Annotated in this window: 20 protein-coding genes and 2 pseudogenes; 19 read left to right on the forward strand and 3 right to left on the reverse strand. The window is 30.6% G+C overall.

The genetic code is table 11. The features are described 5' to 3' along the window. Positions 1-43 precede the first annotated feature (43 nt). Positions 44-349 carry a holin gene (locus L987_RS05640; protein WP_047503478.1) on the forward strand — a complete coding sequence of 102 codons (306 nt, stop codon included), beginning with the start codon at positions 44-46 and terminating at the stop codon, positions 347-349. Beyond that, on the forward strand, positions 346-2,076 hold the full coding sequence (locus L987_RS05645) for an N-acetylmuramoyl-L-alanine amidase (RefSeq protein WP_047503480.1): 1,731 nt from the start codon (positions 346-348) through the stop codon (positions 2,074-2,076). Before L987_RS05640 ends, L987_RS05645 begins: the two co-directional genes overlap by 4 nt. A gap of 720 nt (positions 2,077-2,796) precedes the next feature. Here L987_RS05645 and L987_RS05650 read toward each other — a convergent pair. Then, positions 2,797-3,840, reverse strand: a pseudogene (locus L987_RS05650) (tyrosine-type recombinase/integrase). A 616-nt stretch (positions 3,841-4,456) separates the two neighbouring features. On the opposite strand from L987_RS05650, the gene L987_RS05655 reads away from it, so the two are divergent. The 9 genes from L987_RS05655 (at position 4,457) to L987_RS05690 (ending at position 11,206) form a co-directional block, all read left to right on the forward strand. Further along, positions 4,457-4,705 (forward strand): GlsB/YeaQ/YmgE family stress response membrane protein, encoded by a 249-nt coding sequence (locus tag L987_RS05655; protein ID WP_047503483.1) that lies wholly within the window; start codon positions 4,457-4,459, stop codon positions 4,703-4,705. A gap of 95 nt (positions 4,706-4,800) precedes the next feature. Then, the gene (locus tag L987_RS05660) at positions 4,801-4,992 is read left to right on the forward strand and encodes a hypothetical protein (RefSeq protein ID WP_011303347.1); all 192 of its coding nucleotides are present in this window, start codon (positions 4,801-4,803) and stop codon (positions 4,990-4,992) included. Positions 4,993-5,001: 9 nt separating this feature from the next. Further along, on the forward strand, positions 5,002-5,412 hold the full coding sequence (locus L987_RS05665; RefSeq protein WP_047503486.1) for a YolD-like family protein: 411 nt from the start codon (positions 5,002-5,004) through the stop codon (positions 5,410-5,412). A 313-nt stretch (positions 5,413-5,725) separates the two neighbouring features. Next, positions 5,726-5,917, forward strand: a complete 192-nt coding sequence (locus tag L987_RS14120; RefSeq protein WP_011303345.1) for a hypothetical protein — start codon at positions 5,726-5,728, stop codon at positions 5,915-5,917. Between the two features lie 540 nt (positions 5,918-6,457). Then, positions 6,458-6,565 carry a putative holin-like toxin gene (locus L987_RS13905; RefSeq protein ID WP_011303344.1) on the forward strand — a complete coding sequence of 36 codons (108 nt, stop codon included), beginning with the start codon at positions 6,458-6,460 and terminating at the stop codon, positions 6,563-6,565. 83 nt (positions 6,566-6,648) lie between these two features. Further along, complete coding sequence (locus L987_RS05675) at positions 6,649-7,332, forward strand: helix-turn-helix domain-containing protein (protein ID WP_011303343.1); 684 nt, start codon at positions 6,649-6,651, stop codon at positions 7,330-7,332. After that, positions 7,293-8,201 carry an IS3 family transposase gene (locus tag L987_RS05680; RefSeq protein ID WP_081324953.1) on the forward strand — a complete coding sequence of 303 codons (909 nt, stop codon included), beginning with the start codon at positions 7,293-7,295 and terminating at the stop codon, positions 8,199-8,201. The genes L987_RS05675 and L987_RS05680 overlap by 40 nt, the downstream gene beginning before the upstream one ends. A gap of 140 nt (positions 8,202-8,341) precedes the next feature. After that, a complete protein-coding gene (locus L987_RS05685) occupies positions 8,342-8,656 on the forward strand; it encodes an ArsR/SmtB family transcription factor (protein ID WP_047503489.1) in 315 nt (104 codons plus the stop codon). A gap of 192 nt (positions 8,657-8,848) precedes the next feature. After that, positions 8,849-11,206 carry a heavy metal translocating P-type ATPase gene (locus L987_RS05690; RefSeq protein WP_231558575.1) on the forward strand — a complete coding sequence of 786 codons (2,358 nt, stop codon included), beginning with the start codon at positions 8,849-8,851 and terminating at the stop codon, positions 11,204-11,206. Between the two features lie 558 nt (positions 11,207-11,764). Here L987_RS05690 and L987_RS05695 read toward each other — a convergent pair. After that, positions 11,765-12,388, reverse strand: a complete 624-nt coding sequence (locus L987_RS05695) for a LysE family translocator (RefSeq protein ID WP_047503495.1) — start codon at positions 12,386-12,388, stop codon at positions 11,765-11,767. A gap of 380 nt (positions 12,389-12,768) precedes the next feature. Here L987_RS05695 and L987_RS14125 point away from each other — a divergent pair, with 380 nt between their 5' ends. The 7 genes and pseudogenes from L987_RS14125 to L987_RS05720 all read left to right on the forward strand — a co-directional run bounded on the left by L987_RS14125 (position 12,769) and on the right by L987_RS05720 (position 17,149). Then, positions 12,769-13,023, forward strand: a complete 255-nt coding sequence (locus L987_RS14125) for an ATP/GTP-binding protein (RefSeq protein WP_231558576.1) — start codon at positions 12,769-12,771, stop codon at positions 13,021-13,023. A 525-nt stretch (positions 13,024-13,548) separates the two neighbouring features. Continuing rightward, positions 13,549-14,043: pseudogene (locus tag L987_RS14130) on the forward strand (glycosyltransferase family 2 protein). A gap of 41 nt (positions 14,044-14,084) precedes the next feature. Beyond that, positions 14,085-14,774 carry a hypothetical protein gene (locus tag L987_RS14135; RefSeq protein ID WP_231558577.1) on the forward strand — a complete coding sequence of 230 codons (690 nt, stop codon included), beginning with the start codon at positions 14,085-14,087 and terminating at the stop codon, positions 14,772-14,774. A 10-nt stretch (positions 14,775-14,784) separates the two neighbouring features. Then, positions 14,785-15,405, forward strand: a complete 621-nt coding sequence (locus L987_RS14140; protein ID WP_231558578.1) for a DUF5776 domain-containing protein — start codon at positions 14,785-14,787, stop codon at positions 15,403-15,405. 613 nt (positions 15,406-16,018) lie between these two features. Beyond that, on the forward strand, positions 16,019-16,153 hold the full coding sequence (locus L987_RS05710) for a beta-class phenol-soluble modulin (protein ID WP_047503497.1): 135 nt from the start codon (positions 16,019-16,021) through the stop codon (positions 16,151-16,153). A gap of 38 nt (positions 16,154-16,191) precedes the next feature. Further along, complete coding sequence (locus tag L987_RS05715; RefSeq protein WP_011303334.1) at positions 16,192-16,326, forward strand: beta-class phenol-soluble modulin; 135 nt, start codon at positions 16,192-16,194, stop codon at positions 16,324-16,326. A gap of 139 nt (positions 16,327-16,465) precedes the next feature. Beyond that, positions 16,466-17,149, forward strand: a complete 684-nt coding sequence (locus L987_RS05720) for a YjjG family noncanonical pyrimidine nucleotidase (RefSeq protein ID WP_011303333.1) — start codon at positions 16,466-16,468, stop codon at positions 17,147-17,149. A gap of 114 nt (positions 17,150-17,263) precedes the next feature. On the opposite strand, the gene L987_RS05725 is transcribed toward L987_RS05720, so the two are convergent. Further along, positions 17,264-17,704 carry an N-acetyltransferase gene (locus L987_RS05725; protein WP_047503500.1) on the reverse strand — a complete coding sequence of 147 codons (441 nt, stop codon included), beginning with the start codon at positions 17,702-17,704 and terminating at the stop codon, positions 17,264-17,266. A 262-nt stretch (positions 17,705-17,966) separates the two neighbouring features. On the opposite strand from L987_RS05725, the gene bshC reads away from it, so the two are divergent. After that, positions 17,967-19,580, forward strand: a complete 1,614-nt coding sequence (gene bshC / locus L987_RS05730; protein ID WP_047503503.1) for a bacillithiol biosynthesis cysteine-adding enzyme BshC — start codon at positions 17,967-17,969, stop codon at positions 19,578-19,580. Positions 19,581-19,588: the final 8 nt, after the last annotated feature.

Raw genomic sequence — 19,588 nt, forward strand, 5'->3', positions numbered from 1 at the left:
TATGTGTCGGCTTTTTATTATATATATATGGAGGTTTTTATAGATGGAACAAATTATAGCGTTTGCAGGAATTATTTCAGTAATCACAATTGCATTAACACAAGTTATTAAGAAATCGAGTGTTGTGCCTAAAAATATCATACCAATCATTTCAATGGTGATAGGTGTTGTGGTAGGCGGTGTTACTGCCTTTATACCAGAGATAGTAACTGAATTATCTATAGCAGGTCGTTTGTTAGCTGGGTTAATAAGTGGTTTGATGGCTACAGGTATTTGGGAAACGTTACGCACTCGTGAAGGCAGCACTAAAGAAACCAATAATAAAATAGGTGGAGGTAATGTGAAATGACAGAGAAATGGAATGGTGTTCCAGTTAAATATGATTGGTTACCTATAGGAACACGTAGAAGTGGGCAAAAATTAACAAGTGGTAAGCCAATTTTTGCAGTTGCTCATGACACAGGAAATCCAAACACTACAGCACAAGATAACGTGAACTACTATAAAAACAGTTATAATATTGATTGGTCATTGGTTGCTAGCGCGCATATTTTCGTAGACGATAAAGAATGCATAGTTTGTATACCAGTGACAGAAAAGGCGTGGCACGTATTATACAATACACCTATTGATAATAATTGGTATAATGCTGATGCAAATGATGCTGCTTTCGGCATTGAAGGCTCTTATTTTGATGATAAAGCACGTTCTAGGAAATCGTTAGATAACATGGCACGTGTTATGGCTTACTTATGTAATTATTGGAAAATAGACTATAAAACAGAAGTTCCAGGACATCAAGATATTCAATCAGATAAAGTAGATCCCGGTAATTTATTGCAAGCTGCTGGTTACTCTAGGAACGTAAGTAACTTTGATAAACAAGTTGCTAAATATATCAATGGAGTTAAAGAAGATAGTAACAAAGAACCATCTAAAGATTTATCAGAACCAACTAAAGAGAAACCAACACCTTCACCTCAAAGTAACGTAGAGTATAAAGCAGCTATTGAATACATGCATAGTTTGAAAGGTCAGTATATTGATTTTGATAATGCATGGGCGTATCAATGTGCTGACCTGGTTGTTGATTTTGTTGACCACGTAACAAACGGTGTTAGATTTTGGGGTAATGCAAAAGACTTACACATTGTGAACAGCATGCCTAAAGGTTGGAAAGTCGTAGAAAATACACGTGATTATATCCCACCTATTACAGCAATTGCAATTTATACTACTGGTATATACCGCGAATACGGTCACACAGGTTTAGTGTGGGATAACAGTGGAGGTACTAGCTCATTCACAATATTAGAACAAAACTATGATGGAAATGCTAATTCACCAGCTAAATTAAGAACAGATAACTATAGTGGATTAACACATTTTATTGTTCCAGATTTTGCAGATGACAGTGTTGATTTAACCACAATTGGAAACGTAAAACCTAAAGAACCATCTAAAGGTCAATCATTGAAATTAAACAGCATTCCACCTAAGAAATTAACGTGGTCCAACCAACCATACTTCAAAGCAGTTGCAGACAATGCTGGCGCTACAATTTGTAGACCTAACCATAACAATGTAATGGTTCTTACAAATGAAGTATACGGTCAAGGAGACGTATTCTATGTGTACGAGATTAGAGATGGTTGGGCTAGAGTATACAGTGCTAGTAACAACGGCTATGTTTGGTATGAACGTTTAAGAATTACAGAAGTATACAAACCGGGTGGTGGAGAAAATCTAAAAAACAAAGCTGATAAACAAACTGTTAATCAAAAAACGAACGCTAAGAAAACAAGTGGTTTGAAGTTAGGAAGTATTCCACCTAGCAAAGTTTCTTGGAGTAAAAAATGTAAGTTTAGAGGTAGAGTTGACCATTATGGGGCAACTATTGCTAAACGTAGTGGCAAAAAAGGAAATTACAAGTGGTCATTAACTAACGAAGTTTATAAGGCTGGATATGATGATTTTTATATTTTTGAAGTGTTAGACGGTTGGTGTCGAGTATACTCGCACAATAATAATGGTTGGGTATGGCACGAACGTTTAAGAATAGTAGAAGTTTATTAGACATGCTATAATATAAGTAGAGTTAATAAGTTGTTACTATGATTTGTTACCACCACGTGATCATATTAAAGGGTAGGCACTTATGTGCTTGCCCTATTTTTTTGTGCGTAAATATAGTATAATAGGTGTATAGATACGTGAGAGATACCACGTATCGCAAGAGTTGGTCTCGGGTGGTGACTTCTTCCATTCCAGTATCTAACACCAAGTAGAAAGGTGTATAAACAAAAGCTATATAGGACATCGAATCAGGCGATAGTTCCAATTGTGTCCGAAGGATTCAGCTTATAGCCTTACGAGGTATAGGCGATATGTATTAAGGCATAGTGCCACGGGGTATTCTTATCCTTTTAAAACTAAATGATCTATTGGGTCAACTTTCTAAGAATGACCCCCAAACCACCTAACTAGTCACTGGGTGGTTATTTTTTACATAAATAAACCCACCTTAATTGGTGGGTCATGTGTCAAATACGTGTCAAAATGTTTCTGTTTCGTTCTATTCCGTTCTAAAGTATATACTCTAAAATCCTTTAGTTGTGCGGTTTTCGATTATATCCGAAAGTATACAAATGCCCTCCCAGGACACTAATAGCGTTGAATAGCGCACATTCCAAACTTAGAAACCCCGTTGTTACGGGGTTTCTTTTATTTTGTCTACAATGCGATACAATAGAAAACAAAATTTTATGGCACTGGCATGGCACCGAGAACATATTTTTACATTGCTGATAAAATTTCAATTGCTTTGTTATTTTCTTCAAGATATTTTTCTTCCAATAAATGGGAATAGATTTCAGTGGTAACAGAAATATTTTTATGGCCAAGCCTTTTTGAAATATAATAAATCGATACATCATTTGCGAGGAGATAAGAGCAATGCGTATGTCTTAACGCATGTGAAGTAATCTCGTTTATATCGTGTAACTTACATGCCTGTTTTAGTTGCTTGTTAACTGCGTTAATAGTAAGTGTAGTCCCAAAAGAATTAAATAGTAATCCTTTGGTATTTAGTTTGAGTTTTTCAATCATTTCAATGATGTGTTTCATATCATCTTTAGCGATTGTTAAAGTACGAGGTGACACATCATTTTTACGTTCATCTATAAATAATTCATTTTTTACTTGGTTAATGTATTCATACTTCATATTTAAAACACCACTTATTCGACAGCCTGTACAAATCATGATAAATAGGGCGAGGGATGAACGATTATTTTGTGATTTGAAATATTGTTTAAGTGTTTCGTATTCTACTAGGTTAATAAACTTGCTTTGTTCATCTTTTGGAGGATTAGACCCTTTAAATGTGACCTTATAAGTAATATTCTTAGCTAGTAATCCTTCATAAACAGCATCGTCTAATGATGATCTGATATATCAATTTAGTTTTCTTATTGTTTCTTTTGAGTGTGTTTTAGAAAATTCATTTATAAATTGTTGATACATATTTCGTGTTAATGATTTAAGGCTTGTCTGCGAAAATGAATGATTACCAATATGTTTGATAGCTGCCTTATATGATTTGTAAGTTATAGGTGTAACATTAGGTTGTTTGAATGTTTCGCACCAATTCTTGAAGTAATCATAAAAGGATAAATCATTATCAAGATAAAGCCCTTTAGTTAATTCATTAAACTTTTCATTTCCTGCATATTCAGCTTCACGTTTAGTTTTAAATCCTTTTTTTCTATAGCGTTTTCCTTCATATACAAAGTCATACATCCACTTTTTTAGTTTTTTATCATATTGTTGGGTTTTCATAAGTTGTTCCTCCTAAAAAAGATAAAAATATAAAGGGCAGTAGAGACTGCCCCTTATCACATTAATTATAACTAATGTGGTATAGTGATAGCCAAACTCAAAAAAAGCGGTTCAAAGTTAGACCTATGATGATTATAGGTTCTGAAAAGATACTTTTCAAACAGATTTCACTGCCTTTCCTATTTCTTCTGTATCTAACAAGGCTAATTTGAATCCAGATTTTGATATAAATATAGGGTGTAACTTTTGTCCTAATTTAAAGCACATAACTTATTCTGATTGTTATGTGCGGGTACATAAACCTACTACTTATAAATTCGAATGATATTTTAAGAGAAAAAGAAAATGATGATATTTGCAAAATTTATCCAGATAAGTACAAAGAGATAAATGATGCTTGGATTAATTTTAATAAAACTCTATTTTAAAACACTCACCAACTGGTGGGTGTTTTTATTTATATGATCGTTGGGTAATATAACATTGTAGTAGTTCCACACCTTCCATTGAAAGTTATATATTAAGTGCAGCCATTAATTTGGTTGCTTTTTTATGTTTGTTTATTTATGTAGTGGGGAATAAAGTTAGGGACATTATTTCAAAAGGAGAGGGTAATATGGGCTTTATACTTATGATAATCGTTGGAGGATTAATAGGATGGCTTGCAGGAGCTATTCTAGGTAAAGATATTCCAGGTGGAATTATTGGTAATATCATTGCCGGCTTAATTGGTTCTGCAATTGGAAGTAAACTGTTGGGCACATGGGGACCAGTTTTAGGCGGAGTGCCTATTCTACCAGCTTTAGTTGGTGCTATCATTTTAATATTTATAGTTTCATTTATTATGAAAGCAATTAGAAAGTAACCATAGAGAAAAATAACCACCCTGATAATTTTGGGAGGTTATTTTTTTATTTACATATGCGAACAAGTGTTCTATTATATTCATGAGGTGATTATATGAAACCTAATTTAGATTGGAGTAAAAATTTTCAAGAATTTCAAGAAATATTAAATTCTGGAATTAATCCAGAGTGGTTATATAATGCTAAAGCGAATATGGTTTTAAACCCAGCTTATACTGGTGAAGGCAAGCAATTTTTCTTTACTAAGGACATTATAGAAGCTAGTAAAACTATTCCATTTTTTTGAGGTGATAATATGAAAATAATAAATCCAAACGCACCAGATGAATATAAATACGAAACTGATTATCGTAATATACCGAGAGAATATCTTAATTCACATATACCAGAAAGTAGAGGCATCGTTAAGTGGCAAGCCTTCAAGACACTCCCCGAACAATACGAGCAACTAGAACAATACATACAAGATCAAAATAAGATTGATAGACCGATATTAGACGACGATCAATTGAATGAGCTTAATAACACATTAATTTTCAAAATGTATAACGACCCATCTATTGAATTGCGTTACTTCGAAAATGGATATATTAAAACTAAAGTAGGTTATATTCATAAAGTAGACGTGCATACTAAAACACTACACATGTATGAAGATACTGGAATGAGTGTGTTGAATTTAAAAGATATTGTGGAGATAAAATAAGGGAGCTATTATGGAAACACATCAGTCCGCCTGAGCATATCGTTGAGTAGTTATTATTGTTATTAAAGTTGACATAGATTTTTTTAATTACTCTTATTATTGTATATTAAAATTAGCTAGTGAAAAACTAGCGCAATTCACCTTTTGTAAAATGATATATTTTTAACAGTCTGCCCCCACAGGCTGTTATTTTTATGTAAATTTACTTAACATAAATTTTTTCACAAAAAATAAATAGTATATAATGATTTTAGCTAGCGGAAACTAGCTATCTTAACCTTCCACTATTTAAATAAAAACGAGCGTGATAATTATGAGTGAATACAAACAGGTAATCAAAAAACTAATTGAAAGCGAGATAACTGGTTATCAAATATATAAGAACACACTTATAAATCAAGCTATAATTTCTACTTTAAGAAATGGGAAACGTGATTTAGACAATCTATCATTAAAGAATGCAGAAAAACTATACCAATATGGAAAAGCCCACCTAAGTGAATAGGTGGGTATTTTTTAGGGCAAAAAAAAGACAGATTATTTAAAAAAGTGCAGACGCTCATAGAAATATAACATTTTAAAAGTCTTTTAAAACAGTAATTCCACAAGTCCTTTTAAACATCAATATACAATCGTAAAAGTAATAACAAGAATCTGTCAAGGTGTTTAAAATTGCACAATAATAGATTTAGTAACGTTAAAGATAACGAACTAGTTTCTACCATTAAAATGTAAGAAATATACAATCAATATTTTTATGGCACTGGCATGGCACTAAAACGCTACAAACACTGATAATAAGGGCTGTATAGCAGACCTCCCAGGACACTAAAAGAATAAATTACATATTATTCAATTAAGAATCTTGCGCTTGCAAGGTTCTTTTTTTATAGAATTAATGTAAGCGGGATAGTAAGCGAAATGGAAAGATTTGAAGAAAGCAGATTAAGGTGAGTAAGTTGGATAGATGGTGGCTAATATCAGTATAAAGTGAGGTGGTGCTTATGAAAGTACCGACAAAATCTTTAGAAAGGAGACGCCTTGTTTGGTTTCAATTGTAGAAGTGCCGTACTTAATGTTAGGTTTCGGTACATTCATCGTTACCTTGTTAGGTATAGCAATCACAATTGTTAAATCAAGCCATAAAAAATAACCATCCCAACTTTTGATACACTCCCCTAAAAGTAGACACTTTAAATATAAAAAGTGAACTATAATTAGGGGAGTGTATTTTTTATGACTACAAATAAGATGCCTTTAGAAAAGCGTATTAAAATAGTTGAAGATATAGTTGATGGAAATATATCTAGATATAGTACAGCAAAAAATAATGGAGTTTCTAGCGCTACATTACAAGAATGGGTAAGAAGATATAAAGCTTATGGTGTAGATGGATTAAAACCTTTTAGTAAAAGAAATAAATACTCTGCAGAGATTAAAGCAATAGCTATAGAAGATGTGTTAGAAAGGAATATTCCACTGTATAAAGTTGTTAACAAGTATAATATTAGCTCTATATCAGTTTTAAAATTGTGGTTAAGAAATTATAAAAAGGGAAAATCTAACAAGCACACAGGGAAAGGGTTTTCCACTATGAATAAATCAAGAAAAACAACTTTATCTGAACGTATTGAAATTACTGAAAATGTCATAGCTAAAAATTATAACTATCAAGAGGCTTCCGTGGAATATGGTGTTTCCTACCATCAAATATACCATTGGGTGAAGAGCTATAAAAAGAATGGTATAGATGGATTAAAAGATAAACGTGGAAAAAATAAAAAACAAGAATTATCTGAAATAGAACTAATAAAATTAGAAAATAAAAAACTAAAAACAAGAATAGAATACTTAGAAATGGATAAAGCAATCGTAAAAAAGTGGCAAGAGTTCAAGTATCGAAACAATCATTTTCATTAGGTCATAAAGAACATTTATATCAAATGATATTTGAGCTCAACAGAGAACAAAATTACAGTATTAAAATGTTATGCGAGCGTCTAGAAGTCAGCCGTAGTGGTTATTATAAATGGTGTAATAAAGAAATTTCTAATAATGAAAAACGCTCTAAATTAATTGCAAAAGAAATTAAGTGTATATTTAAGAACTCTAAAGAAACCTTCGGTGTAGTAAGGATACATTACGCTTTAAAAAGAGAGTGCAATTTAAATGTTAATATAAAATGTATTAGAAGAATTATGCGAATTTTAGGTTTACAAGCACAAATCAGAAAAAAACGTCCTAATTGGACTAGAATCAAACCACATTTCACAGCTGAAAATATATTGAATAGAAATTTTGAAGCCAATAAACCAAATCAAAAATGGTTTACAGATATTAGTTACTTAAATTATGGAAAAGGTCAAAAAGCTTATATTAGCGCTATAATTGATAGGTATGATTTAAGTATAATTGTTTATAAAGTGAGTAAGCGTAATGATTTAAAATTGGTTATGGACATATTGAAATTAGCCTTACAAAATAATGATGCATCTAATACAGTTTTACATAGTGACAGAGGTTTTCAATACACTTCTAAACATTACAAGAACTATTTAGATACACATAACGTAAAAATCAGTATGTCAAAAGCAGGAAGTTGTTTAGATAATCAACCGATAGAAGCTTTTTGGGGTACGTTAAAATCAGAATATTACTATAGAAATCAATTCAGCACATATGAAGATCTTGAAACAGGCATCAGTGAATATATTAATTATTATATGAATAAAAGATATGTTCCAAAATTTGATGGACTAACACCAAATGAATATAGGAACGTATCTTAAGAAAGAATAATTACAGACTAACTAATAAAATTAATTAGGACAAACGAAATTCTAATTAACATTATAAAAAGGATTGAATAACATATTATCAAATGGTAATATGTTATTTATATTAGTCTTAGGTAATATGAGGTGATTAAATGCATGATATTGAGTTAAAAGCACATTTTATACATGGTCTTTCTAATAAAGTACGTTTGATGATATTAGAGCTACTTAAATCGAAAGAAATGACTGTCAATGAGATTGTTAAACAATCTCAAATAAGTCAATCTAGTATTTCTCAACATTTATCTTGTCTCAAAGGGTGTGGTTTGGTTAATTCTAGACAAGAAGGTAAATACGTTTATTACCAAATAAAAAACAATCAAATTTTAGAACTGCTTAAACTTATTGATTCTGTAGTTGAAAATATTGAAGATGATATTCAAAGTTGCCAGTATCATACTATATAACGAAAGAAGATGACTTAAATGAGTACTAATTGCTGTAATAATAAAGCTGAATCTAATACTTGTTGTACAAGTAACTCAGTTAACGAAAATAAGTGTTGTAGTAATGAGCCTAAGGTAGCAAATCAAAATGACGAATGCTGTACAAATAACGGTGAAAGCATCGATTCAACTCATAACATTTCATGTAATGCTATGAGTAATAGTTCTGAAGAAGACGATGAAGTAGCCACCCCATTTTCAAATTATAATTTTAAAGTAACAGGTATGGATTGTAGTTCATGTGCAATAACCATTGAAAAAGCGTTAAGACCTTTAGACGATGTAACTAATCCTAAAGTTAATTTTTCTACAAGTAAATTAAGCGTTGGACTAAAATCTCAAAGTAGTATTAATCAAGTGACTCAAACACTAAAAAAATTGGGTTATGGTATCGAAGAAAATGATAGCAATCAAAACTATACAATATTTTCAATAGAAGGTATGGATTGTGGTAGTTGTGCTAAAAGTATTGAAAAACATTTGAACAATTTACCCTATGTAAATGACACACAAGTTAGTTTTTCAACTGGAAAAATGCAGATTGATTTTGAAGGCAATCAAACTAAAAATATTGAAAAAGAAGTTTCTAAAATCGGTTATTCTGCTACATTACAATCCAGTAATAAAAATAATAATACAAAGTGGCGTTTGTTTAGTAAGCCTATTATATCAACACTATTTCTTATCCTTGGTATTGTTTCATCTATGGTATCACTACCCATTTGGATAACTAATTTGATGTATATCATAGCTATTGTAGTCAGTGGTATAAAACCCTTAAAAAGTGCCTATTATGCTATTAAATCTAAGAGTTTAGATATGAATGTTTTAATGTCTGTAGCTGTTATTGGTGCCATATTAATTGGTGAGTTTTTTGAAGGCGCAATCGTCGTTTTACTATTTACTATTGGCACTTTATTACAAACTATTTCTATAGATAAAACAAGAAATTCTATTCAATCGTTAATGGATATTACACCAGCAGAAGCAAACGTTGTAACAGAGACGGGGATAATTTCAAAAAACTTAAAAGATATTAGTATTGGAGAAATTTTACTTGTAAAACCAGGCGATCGAGTACCACTAGATGGTACGATTATAGAAGGATATTCAAGTTTAAATCAGGCACCTATAACTGGTGAATCTATTCCTGTAGACAAAACGATAAATGAAGAAGCTTATGCAGGTTCTATTAATGAAAACGGGACTTTAAAAATACGTGTTTCAAGATTAGTTAAAGATACCACACTGTCTAAAATCATTCATATGGTTGAAGAAGCACAAGAAAACAAAGCACCTACACAAGCTTTTATCGACCGGTTTTCTGAAATTTATACACCCATTGTATTCATATTAGCATTATTAGTAATGGTAATCCCTCCTATTTTTTCTTTAGGAACATGGGGAGAATGGTTTTATAAAGGACTTGAACTACTTGTCATAGCATGTCCGTGTGCACTAGTTATTTCGACTCCTGTAGCTATTGTTACTGGGATTGGTAGCGCAGCAAAAAAAGGTGTACTTATCAAAGGTGGCAACCATTTGGAAGCTTTAGGTACACTTTCAGCTTTAGCTTTTGATAAAACTGGAACGCTGACTGAAGGACGCCCAAAAGTTTCAGAAATTAAAACAATCGAATCTGACAAAGAAATGTTTTTGAATATTGCGCTAAGTTTAGAATCATACTCAACGCATCCAATTAGCAATGCAATTGTTGATTATGTCTCACAATTTAAATCTATAACATACGATGTTACTGATTTTGAAAATATTGTTGGACGAGGTATTAAAGGTAAAATTGACCATAATAATATTTATGCAGGAAACATAAAGTTAATCGAATCTATAAATGAAAATATTGTAAATTATAAAGAAGAAATATATTCATATGAGCAACAAGGATATACAGTTATTATTATTGCAACAGCAGATAAAATCCATGGTTTTATTACTGTTGAAGACCCATTAAGGTCGGATATTAAGCAAACATTACAACAATTAAATGGAAGTAATATTAAAAATACTATAATGCTTACAGGTGATAATAAAGGAACTGCACATAAAATAGCGCAACTTTCAGGTATCAAAGAGGTTTATGCTGAGTTAATGCCTGAAGATAAATTATCATCTATCAAAGATTTACAAAGCAAAGGCTATCGTGTAGGAATGATTGGTGATGGTATCAATGATGCCCCTGCTTTAGCACAAAGCGAAGTTGGTATTGCAATGGGCGGTATTGGTTCAGATACTGCAATGGAAACAGCAGATGTTGTATTAATGTCAGATAATGTACATCAACTAACAGACACTATCACTATTAGTAACAAAGCTAAGAATATAATTAAACAAAATATATATTTCTCTATTATTATTAAAATGATTGCTTTTATCTTAGTATTCCCTGGGTTACTAACACTTTGGTTAGCCGTATTCAGCGACACTGGCGCAGCGATATTAGTTATACTAAATTCATTGCGCTTATTAAGAACTAAGAAAAACAATTTATTATAAGTTTGTCCAACAGTTTGAATGAAATAATATTAACTAATACAAAAGCTAGAACAGCATTTACTGTTCTAGCTTTTGTATTTACTTCTATATTAAGTGAAATTATTATAAAAATAAAAGATACGTTCTGTAATTTCACAAATTATTGCCAAACTCTGGAACGTATCTAAATAATTAATTTTATATTTAAGGTGTCTACCTTGACGGTAGTGGTTTATTTGGCAGGTTGATGGTTATTTTTTAACTATAAATTTCAGGAACCGTCTTTTTAACGGGCTCAATTGGGCGATACACTTATGTGTGTTGCCCTTTTTTCAACATACAAATTAAAACAACACAAAATATCAACAAATTATATAAGCAAGCAGTTTTATAATATTTTAGTAATTCATTGAACACATAAATCATAGTGTGGTCATATATATGAAAATACTTAGTGGACAATCTACTATGAGTTTTTAAATTGTTTATAAGTTAAGCTATTTTGACTCTAAGACATTTATTTATATATAAGACTCGCAATAACCAAAAAGTAATTAACAAAAACGATATTGTAATCATTTAATGTTTTGTAGTTAATATCTTGAGGGATAATGCAATTAAAGTTGTACTAACGATATAATCGAAACACATTTTAACCTTAGGTTTTTCAAAGATGATTTTTATGTAATTAAAGACCAAAGTACATAAACTAAACCATGTGATTACAGTTATTATAAATAGGATTGAAAATATTGCTACTTGGATACTTTGGTTACTTTGATGGTTTATAAATTGAGGTAATATACTAATATAAAATAGAATTGCTTTTGGATTTAAAATCATAGTGATGAATCCTTGTTTATATGACTTAAATAAATCGGGTTTTTCTGTATTTAAGCCATCTGATTTATCATACTCAAATTTGTGCGCATTCAGTATGTTTTTCAAACCAAGATAAATAATGTAGGCTGCACCTAATATTTTGATTAATAAAAATATAGTTTGTGAACTTACGAATATAAAAATAAGCCCAAGTGTTGCTAATGTAGCGTAAATTAAATGGGCACTGGCGATACCTAATGTTGTGGAAATACCGCTTTTAATGCCACCATGTGTACTGTTTTTTATAACTGCAAAAAAACTAGGCCCCGGTACAATAAGTATGAGTAATGACATAATAATAAAGTTAATCCAATGATTCATATGATATTCCCCCTTATATTGAATTTTAGAAATGAGTTACACCTTGTTTTCATGTTAATTTAATAATATGCAAAATCAAATAAATTAACAACTCATTCAAATAAAAAGTTAGCTGTTTTTTAAATTGCGAAAATGGGCGAAATGGTTGGTTGGAAATAGTAAGGACAGAGAAACAATAAAAAATATTCAAAGGCTCTACGTTCTAATAAACGTAAAATATACAGATTTAGTGTTTGGCTATTGTTTCCATTACAGTGATATTTAGTATCATATTCTACAAAATGATTCACAATATATGCTTAATCGTATATGCTTAACGTTACTTACCACTCATATCATAATGTCTATAACTTTCAACATAGTTAAATGGAGGTAGAACGATGGATAAGGTAATGGTTGTTGGGTCTTTTGGATCAGGAAAATCAACGTTTTCACGTCAATTATCAAAGATACTTAAAGTCCCTGTTTATCATTTATATATGTATTTTTGGAAACCAAATTGGCAGATGATGCGTTATGACGAACAAATTAAGATACATAAGCAATTGATTCAAAATAATAAATGGATAATTGATGGCAATGATTCATCGCTATTTGATGAAAAAATTAATGAAGCAGATACAATCATTTTATAGATTTACCTAGAGTCGTTTGTTTTTACAGAGTGTTTAAAAGATATATTGCAAATATAGGAAAAACACGTATAGATATGAGAGAAAGTTGTGAAGAAAGGTTAACTTTCACATTCTTAAAATATATTTGGCGCTATCCAATTGATAGAAAACCGCAAGTGCTAGAAAAAATTAAAATGCAAAGTAACCATAAACATGTATTTGTATTGAAGGGTCAAAAGCAAATTCGAAATTTTTCGAGGAATTGTTAATTTATATGACGCAATATGATTAAAATTCGAGATTTTTCATCTTATACTTAGAAGGTTGAAATATTGATTTTTCTATTAAATATATTCCTATAATATATTTAATGATTATAAGTGTAGTATATGGTTATTGTATGTTAACGTAAGATAAGACTTTCTCAAAAATTAATTTTTAAGTATTCAATTATATCTACAACTTAGATTATAAAAGTGTTAGAAAACATTTAGCATTAACATATATAAGTATCAAACAGAATTTATTTAAAAGGGGATTCATGCAATGAAGAAATTGCTATCTATCATAGTACCTGTATACAACAAAGAGTTATTTTTAGAATCATGTGTAGAGTCTATTAATAATTTAAATATAAATAAAGAAGCCATTGAAGCAATTTTTGTAGATGATTGTTCTAGTGATCAGTCTTTAGAAATAATAGAAGAATTTGTGACTAAATACAATTTTATTAAATTGATTAAATTAAATGAAAATACAGGGAGCCCTTAGGAACCTAGAAATGTAGGGATAAACAATGCGCAAGGTGAGTATATTACGTTTTTGGATGCCGATGATTGGTTAGACGCAGAAGGATTGCCAACATTATTAAATCAAGCAGTGGATCATCATTCAGATGTCGCATTTGGTCAAAGTGTTAAACATACTGAAAAAGCAATTAAGAAATTAGGTAGATTTAGCTCGTATAAAGTCGCCAATCATTTAGTTCCTTATGAAATTGAACGTATATTTAGAGCTGTAGGTCCACCTGGAAAATCATAAAACGTCAAATTATTTTAGATAATAATATAAAATTCAAACATATGAAGTATGGAGAAGATAAGTTATTTTTTATAGATGCGATCTCAAGATGTCAAACGGCGTCGATGAATCCGAGTCCGGTATATCCTGTTAACCGTTATTCTTATAACCAATCTTTAGTCGGCGAAACGAGCATTATTGAGAAAACACAATTAAACTTATCTGTTTTAGAAGAAGTACTAAAATTAGATATTCCTGAAAACGCTGAATATCAAGCGATTAGTAGAATTATTGAAATGGATTTTATGTCGCGTTTATTTAATAACAAGCGATTTTTAAATGCTGAAGATAAGCAAGCGTTTTATGATTTGTTTAATCAGATGGAGCGCACGCTAGAAACTCATGGTAAAAATTTAGAATACTATTTATTTAATGATAAATTTAGAAATATCTATCACTTTTTAAAACATGAGTCATATCAGGAATTATGTGATTTCATAAAATTGGTTATACAAGGTGGAAACGCTAAAAAGTATGTTAAAGATAACCAAATATATTTTTTAATGTCTGATAATTTAACAGAAGCGTTACCTATCAAAGAACCTCTTTTCGCAGTTTATGAAGGCACACACTTTATCGATAATGAAATGAAAGAGGTCGTTCGTTTATATAAAGATGATAATAAGGTAATTAACAAGGTTGTACTGACTGAACTTAATAATGAAATCAATACAATATATGTAGAATTTTAGGACTGATGATTTGAAGCAATGTGATTTTGATTTCAATATTAGTATTATTTACGATGGTTATAAATTCGTAAACGTCAATATGAACTTACCCAATGCAAATACTACTATAAATCTTAAAAGACAAGGATTTAAAGCAGAATTCATATCAACAATAAAACCGAAGTCCAAAAAAGTGGACGATAGTAAATATTTAACATATAACCCTAAAGCGATTTCTCTTGTGAAACAAGCCAAACTGTATGATGATGTTGAATTTAAACAACCTGCTCAAATGACCATTGAAATGGGGGAATTAATAAATATTAAAGCATTGGTATATACGCGAAACGGGACACCAAGACTTCAGACAGAAAAAGGTCACTATTTAACTGCAAATAAGCAATTTATTCAAGCAGTTAATAAATCGAAACAAGCCCAATATATTTATAATCAACCTAGAAGCGTTAACATCTTGAAAAAATGTAAGGAATACTCAAACAGAAAATTCGATGGAGAAGCAGTGAATGTATTATCTGTTAGCGATCATGTAGACATTCAAAAAATTGTACTATCACCTAAGGGGACGCCAAGACTCAAAACTTTTAAAGATACATTTATCACTGCTAATCGTGATTTTGTAGAGGAAAGTTAAGATCCAAGAGATTTAAATTTGGTCCATAAAACGAAAAGTAAAAAAACTAAAGCGAGCGACAGAAATCGAATGGTCCAATAACGATTTCATAGTTCCATCTAGCCATTCACTAACTGGCTAAAAAGACTAAGACATTTTTTATGTGCTTAGTCTTTTTTTGTAAATAATGATAAATCTCTAAAATACATTGCTGTCGATGTGCTTATACTGCATTGATTAGCGCATGGCATTTTATTATGCCCTCTATTTATCATACTTTTTAAATTAGCATCGATTTTGCGGTTAGATCATGAAAGTAATAATCAATTACATAATGATATTCAATTTCATACTTTAAAATACTAAACAAACTCAAAAGAAATATTCTGTTTACTTAATTGTGCGATATTAAATTGTGCATAATACAGTTAGCATGCGAAACTGTTTTGAATTTGAGATAAAAGGACAGTTAAAGTCAATTTATGACTAAGTAAGAAAAATCGACAATTAAATCACGTCATATCTTATAGTATATATATCGAACGATAGCTAGACGAAATAAGATTTTGTAAATATCGTTCACTACATTAAAAACAGTCATAATAATCTAATTTTTTATCGAGGGGTGTTTATAATGGAAGGTTTATTCGAAGCAATCAAAAACACAGTTCAAGCAGGTATTGCTGGAGACGGCGCAAAAATTGGATCAGGCGTTTTAGATATTATTTCTAACGGCGCATCATTAATTGGCAAAGCATTAGAACTTTAATCCAGAATTAAAAATAATACTTAAAGGGGCTTATTATAATGGCAGACTTATTTAACGCAATCAAAGAAACAGTACAAGCAGGCATCGCTGGAGACGGCGCGAAATTAGGAACAAGCATTGTAAGCATCGTAGAAAACGGTGTAGGCGTATTATCAAAATTATTCGGATTTTAGTATTATTAATATCATAAACAATGGTCAGGGTGATAACCTTGGCCATTTTTGTGTTATATAAGTATATAATAATATGGAGAAATTAAAGAATATGATATATTTGAAATAAATATATTTAAGCGTACTAGAGGGTGACAAAATGAGAACGAAAAGTTTACTTATAGATTTTGATGACACATTGGTGGATTTTGATGATGCAGAAGCATATGCATTTTATGAAATGACACAACAATTTCAAATAAAGACCAATCAAAATGATTTGCATACATTTAAAAAAATAAATCAGGCACATTGGGATGCTTTTCAAAAGAATGAATTAACTAAAGATGAAGTTTTAAGTAAACGTTTTGAGGCATACTTTCATTTACATCAAATGAAGATAGATGGTAAGTTAGCTGATCAAATCTTTAGAGATGAACTTGCGAATGCACCGATTAAACATTTCGATCAAACAATTGAAACTTTAAAACAATTAAAAGAACATCACGATTTGTATATAGTGACTAATGGTGTTTTAGAAACGCAAGAAAGACGAATTGAAAAAACGAAGATAGGTCATTGGTTTAAAGATATTTTTGTTTCTGAACAAACAGGATACCAAAAACCGATGCCTGAATTTTTTGATTACGTATTTAATAAGATAGGTGAAGATAAACGAGGTTACGCAATGATTATAGGTGATTCTATGTCTTCTGATATTTTAGGTGGGAAAAATGCGAATATCGAGACATGTTGGTTTAATCCAAGAAATAAAACAAATGATACGGAAATTAAACCAGATTATGTAGTGAATTCGTTAAAAGAAGTAATCGCGTATGTTTAACCGTTCATTTAATTATTACTAAACGAATTCAAGTCATATAAAATGCCCTTCAAAGTTTTCATTTTTTAATGATTGCTTTGAAGGGCACTTTTCATTTTATTAGGACCCGTTTGATTATGGAGTCCAAACTAAAACATCATGACCATCTCTATTTGTTTCTTCTAAATCTGTAAAACCTTGTTTAATGAAAAAATCTTTAGATTGATTTCGTGCGATGACTTTGATTGGTAAGCCTTGATCTTTGGCAAAATCTAATAAAGATGTGCCATAACCACGATCTTGAAAATCACGTAGCACTTCTAATTTCCAAATTACGTTATAATCATCAAAGCCCGGGAAATGAGTTTCCTCAACTTCTCCTTTACGATATAGTGCCATTCGAGCCCCTAAACAATCACCTACATAAATACCATAGAAAGGTGAATCTGAACTTGCATCAATCATTTCTCCTCGAAGTTCATCTACTAAATACAAATCTTTATTACCGAAGTTTCTGAAATCTTCGAATAGTTCGTCTGTTTTATAATTTATATCAAGACGCTTTACACTACTCATCGCATCTTCCCCCTTTGTTATCATTTATTCTATTATACCTTATTTTTATTGTTTTTTCACAAAAACGATAGTTTAAACATATATGTATAGTTGTTTATATTTATAAAAAATAGATACTGAAGTTTTTTGAAAAATGAAGTGATCTAAGTGTGTACATATTATATAGGTTATTAAAATTTGAAAATTATAAGCCGTTAAATTGTCAATGATGTATATAAACTTTATACTAATTAGGAATAGAGTAACATAAGGAGAATTACGCATGGATTGTATGATTACAAAACTTAATGAAAAAGATCAATTTATTTCTAAAATCAAAGATAGTGATTCAAAAATAGGACAGTTTTATCACTTTGATGCTATGCAAGAAAAGAGCTATAGTGAACGTTTATCAATGCCGAATAATGGCAGAGAAGTGGCATTAGCTCAAGTTATTAAAAATTACATGAGCGACTTAACATTAACAGAGAAGCAATTGCAAAATATTTCATTATTAAGCGAAGGCGCAAAAGTCATCATAGGTGGACAACAAGCTGGATTGTTTGGTGGGCCTTTATATACTTTTCATAAAATATTTTCTATTATAACGATGAGTGAAAAACTCTCAAAAGACTATAATACAAATGTAATACCAGTATTTTGGATTGCTGGTGAAGATCATGATTTTGATGAAGTAAATCATACTTATGCCTATAATGCTCAAAATGCAAAATTACAAAAAATAAAATATCATACAATGACGCCACCTGAAGCAAGCGTCTCAACATATTATCCTGATAAAGCGCAATTAAAAGACGCGTTGAAACTATTTTTTAAAGAAATGAACGAAACCACACATTCTAAGCAACTGATTGAAATGTGTACGAAGATTATTGATCAGTATGATAGCTGGACGGATATGTTTAAAGCGTTGTTGAACGAAGTGTTTAAAGCGTATGGTTTATTATTGATTGACGCAAACAATACTGAATTACGTAAATTAGAACAACCATTTATCCAAAAAATTATTGAACATCATCAAGATGTAGATGCGTCATTTAGAAATAATCAACATAACACGATTGCTAATGGATTAGAACAAATGATACAGACTGATACGAATGTACATTTATTTTTACATGAAGATAACATGAGACAGTTACTTACTTTTAAAGATAATCAATTTTACCTAAGTAAATCAGATAAATACATGACTAAAGAGGAATTATTAAAAATACTTGAAGTTGAACCAGAACGTTTTTCAAATAACGTAGTCACACGACCAATAATGGAAGAATGGTTATTTAATACAGTTGCTTTTATTGGTGGTCCAAGTGAAATTAAATATTGGACGGAACTGAGTGAAGTTTTTAATACATTGGATGTATCGATGCCAATTGTATTACCACGATTAAGAATTAGTTACTTGTATCCACGAACTGAAAAATTACTTAGTCAATATCAATTAAAACAGCATTCGATTATAGAACAAGGTATTGAAAAAGATAAGGAAAAATTCATACGTGCGCAAGCATCTCAAACATTTGTTGATAAAGTGGAAGAAATTAAGGTGCAACAAGAAAAATTGTATCAATCACTACTAACTGAAGTTGCTGGTAACAATGATAACCAGTTATTAGTAGAGAAAAACAATCATATACACCAAAAACAATATGAGTATTTAATTAATAGGTATTTATTGAATATTGAAAGAGAAAATGAAATAAGTATGAAGCACTTTAAAGAATTAAGTGAAACACTTCATCCGATGGGCGGATTGCAAGAAAGAATTTGGAATCCACTTCAAATAATGAACGATTTTGGGATAGACGTGTTCAGTCCCTCCACCTACCCCCCACTTTCTTACACATTTGATCATATTATTGTTAAACCCTAGATATGAAA

It is taken from the genome of Staphylococcus sp. ZWU0021 (assembly GCF_000798895.1).
GTDB classification, from domain to species: domain Bacteria; phylum Bacillota; class Bacilli; order Staphylococcales; family Staphylococcaceae; genus Staphylococcus; species Staphylococcus saprophyticus.

Coding starts and splice junctions, on each gene's coding strand:
- L987_RS05695 (WP_047503495.1), bottom strand. CDS start 12,388: ATGAATCATTGGATTAACTTTATTATTATGTCATTACTCATACTTATT.
- L987_RS05660 (WP_011303347.1), top strand. CDS start 4,801: ATGAAACCTAATTTAGATTGGAGTAAAAATTTTCAAGAATTTCAAGAA.
- L987_RS14120 (WP_011303345.1), top strand. CDS start 5,726: ATGAGTGAATACAAACAGGTAATCAAAAAACTAATTGAAAGCGAGATA.
- L987_RS05655 (WP_047503483.1), top strand. CDS start 4,457: ATGGGCTTTATACTTATGATAATCGTTGGAGGATTAATAGGATGGCTT.
- L987_RS14125 (WP_231558576.1), top strand. CDS start 12,769: ATGGATAAGGTAATGGTTGTTGGGTCTTTTGGATCAGGAAAATCAACG.
- L987_RS05690 (WP_231558575.1), top strand. CDS start 8,849: ATGAGTAATAGTTCTGAAGAAGACGATGAAGTAGCCACCCCATTTTCA.
- bshC (WP_047503503.1), top strand. CDS start 17,967: ATGGATTGTATGATTACAAAACTTAATGAAAAAGATCAATTTATTTCT.
- L987_RS05645 (WP_047503480.1), top strand. CDS start 346: ATGACAGAGAAATGGAATGGTGTTCCAGTTAAATATGATTGGTTACCT.
- L987_RS05710 (WP_047503497.1), top strand. CDS start 16,019: ATGGAAGGTTTATTCGAAGCAATCAAAAACACAGTTCAAGCAGGTATT.
- L987_RS05720 (WP_011303333.1), top strand. CDS start 16,466: ATGAGAACGAAAAGTTTACTTATAGATTTTGATGACACATTGGTGGAT.
- L987_RS05715 (WP_011303334.1), top strand. CDS start 16,192: ATGGCAGACTTATTTAACGCAATCAAAGAAACAGTACAAGCAGGCATC.
- L987_RS05685 (WP_047503489.1), top strand. CDS start 8,342: ATGCATGATATTGAGTTAAAAGCACATTTTATACATGGTCTTTCTAAT.
- L987_RS05640 (WP_047503478.1), top strand. CDS start 44: ATGGAACAAATTATAGCGTTTGCAGGAATTATTTCAGTAATCACAATT.
- L987_RS14135 (WP_231558577.1), top strand. CDS start 14,085: ATGAAGTATGGAGAAGATAAGTTATTTTTTATAGATGCGATCTCAAGA.
- L987_RS05725 (WP_047503500.1), bottom strand. CDS start 17,704: ATGAGTAGTGTAAAGCGTCTTGATATAAATTATAAAACAGACGAACTA.
- L987_RS05665 (WP_047503486.1), top strand. CDS start 5,002: ATGAAAATAATAAATCCAAACGCACCAGATGAATATAAATACGAAACT.
- L987_RS05675 (WP_011303343.1), top strand. CDS start 6,649: ATGACTACAAATAAGATGCCTTTAGAAAAGCGTATTAAAATAGTTGAA.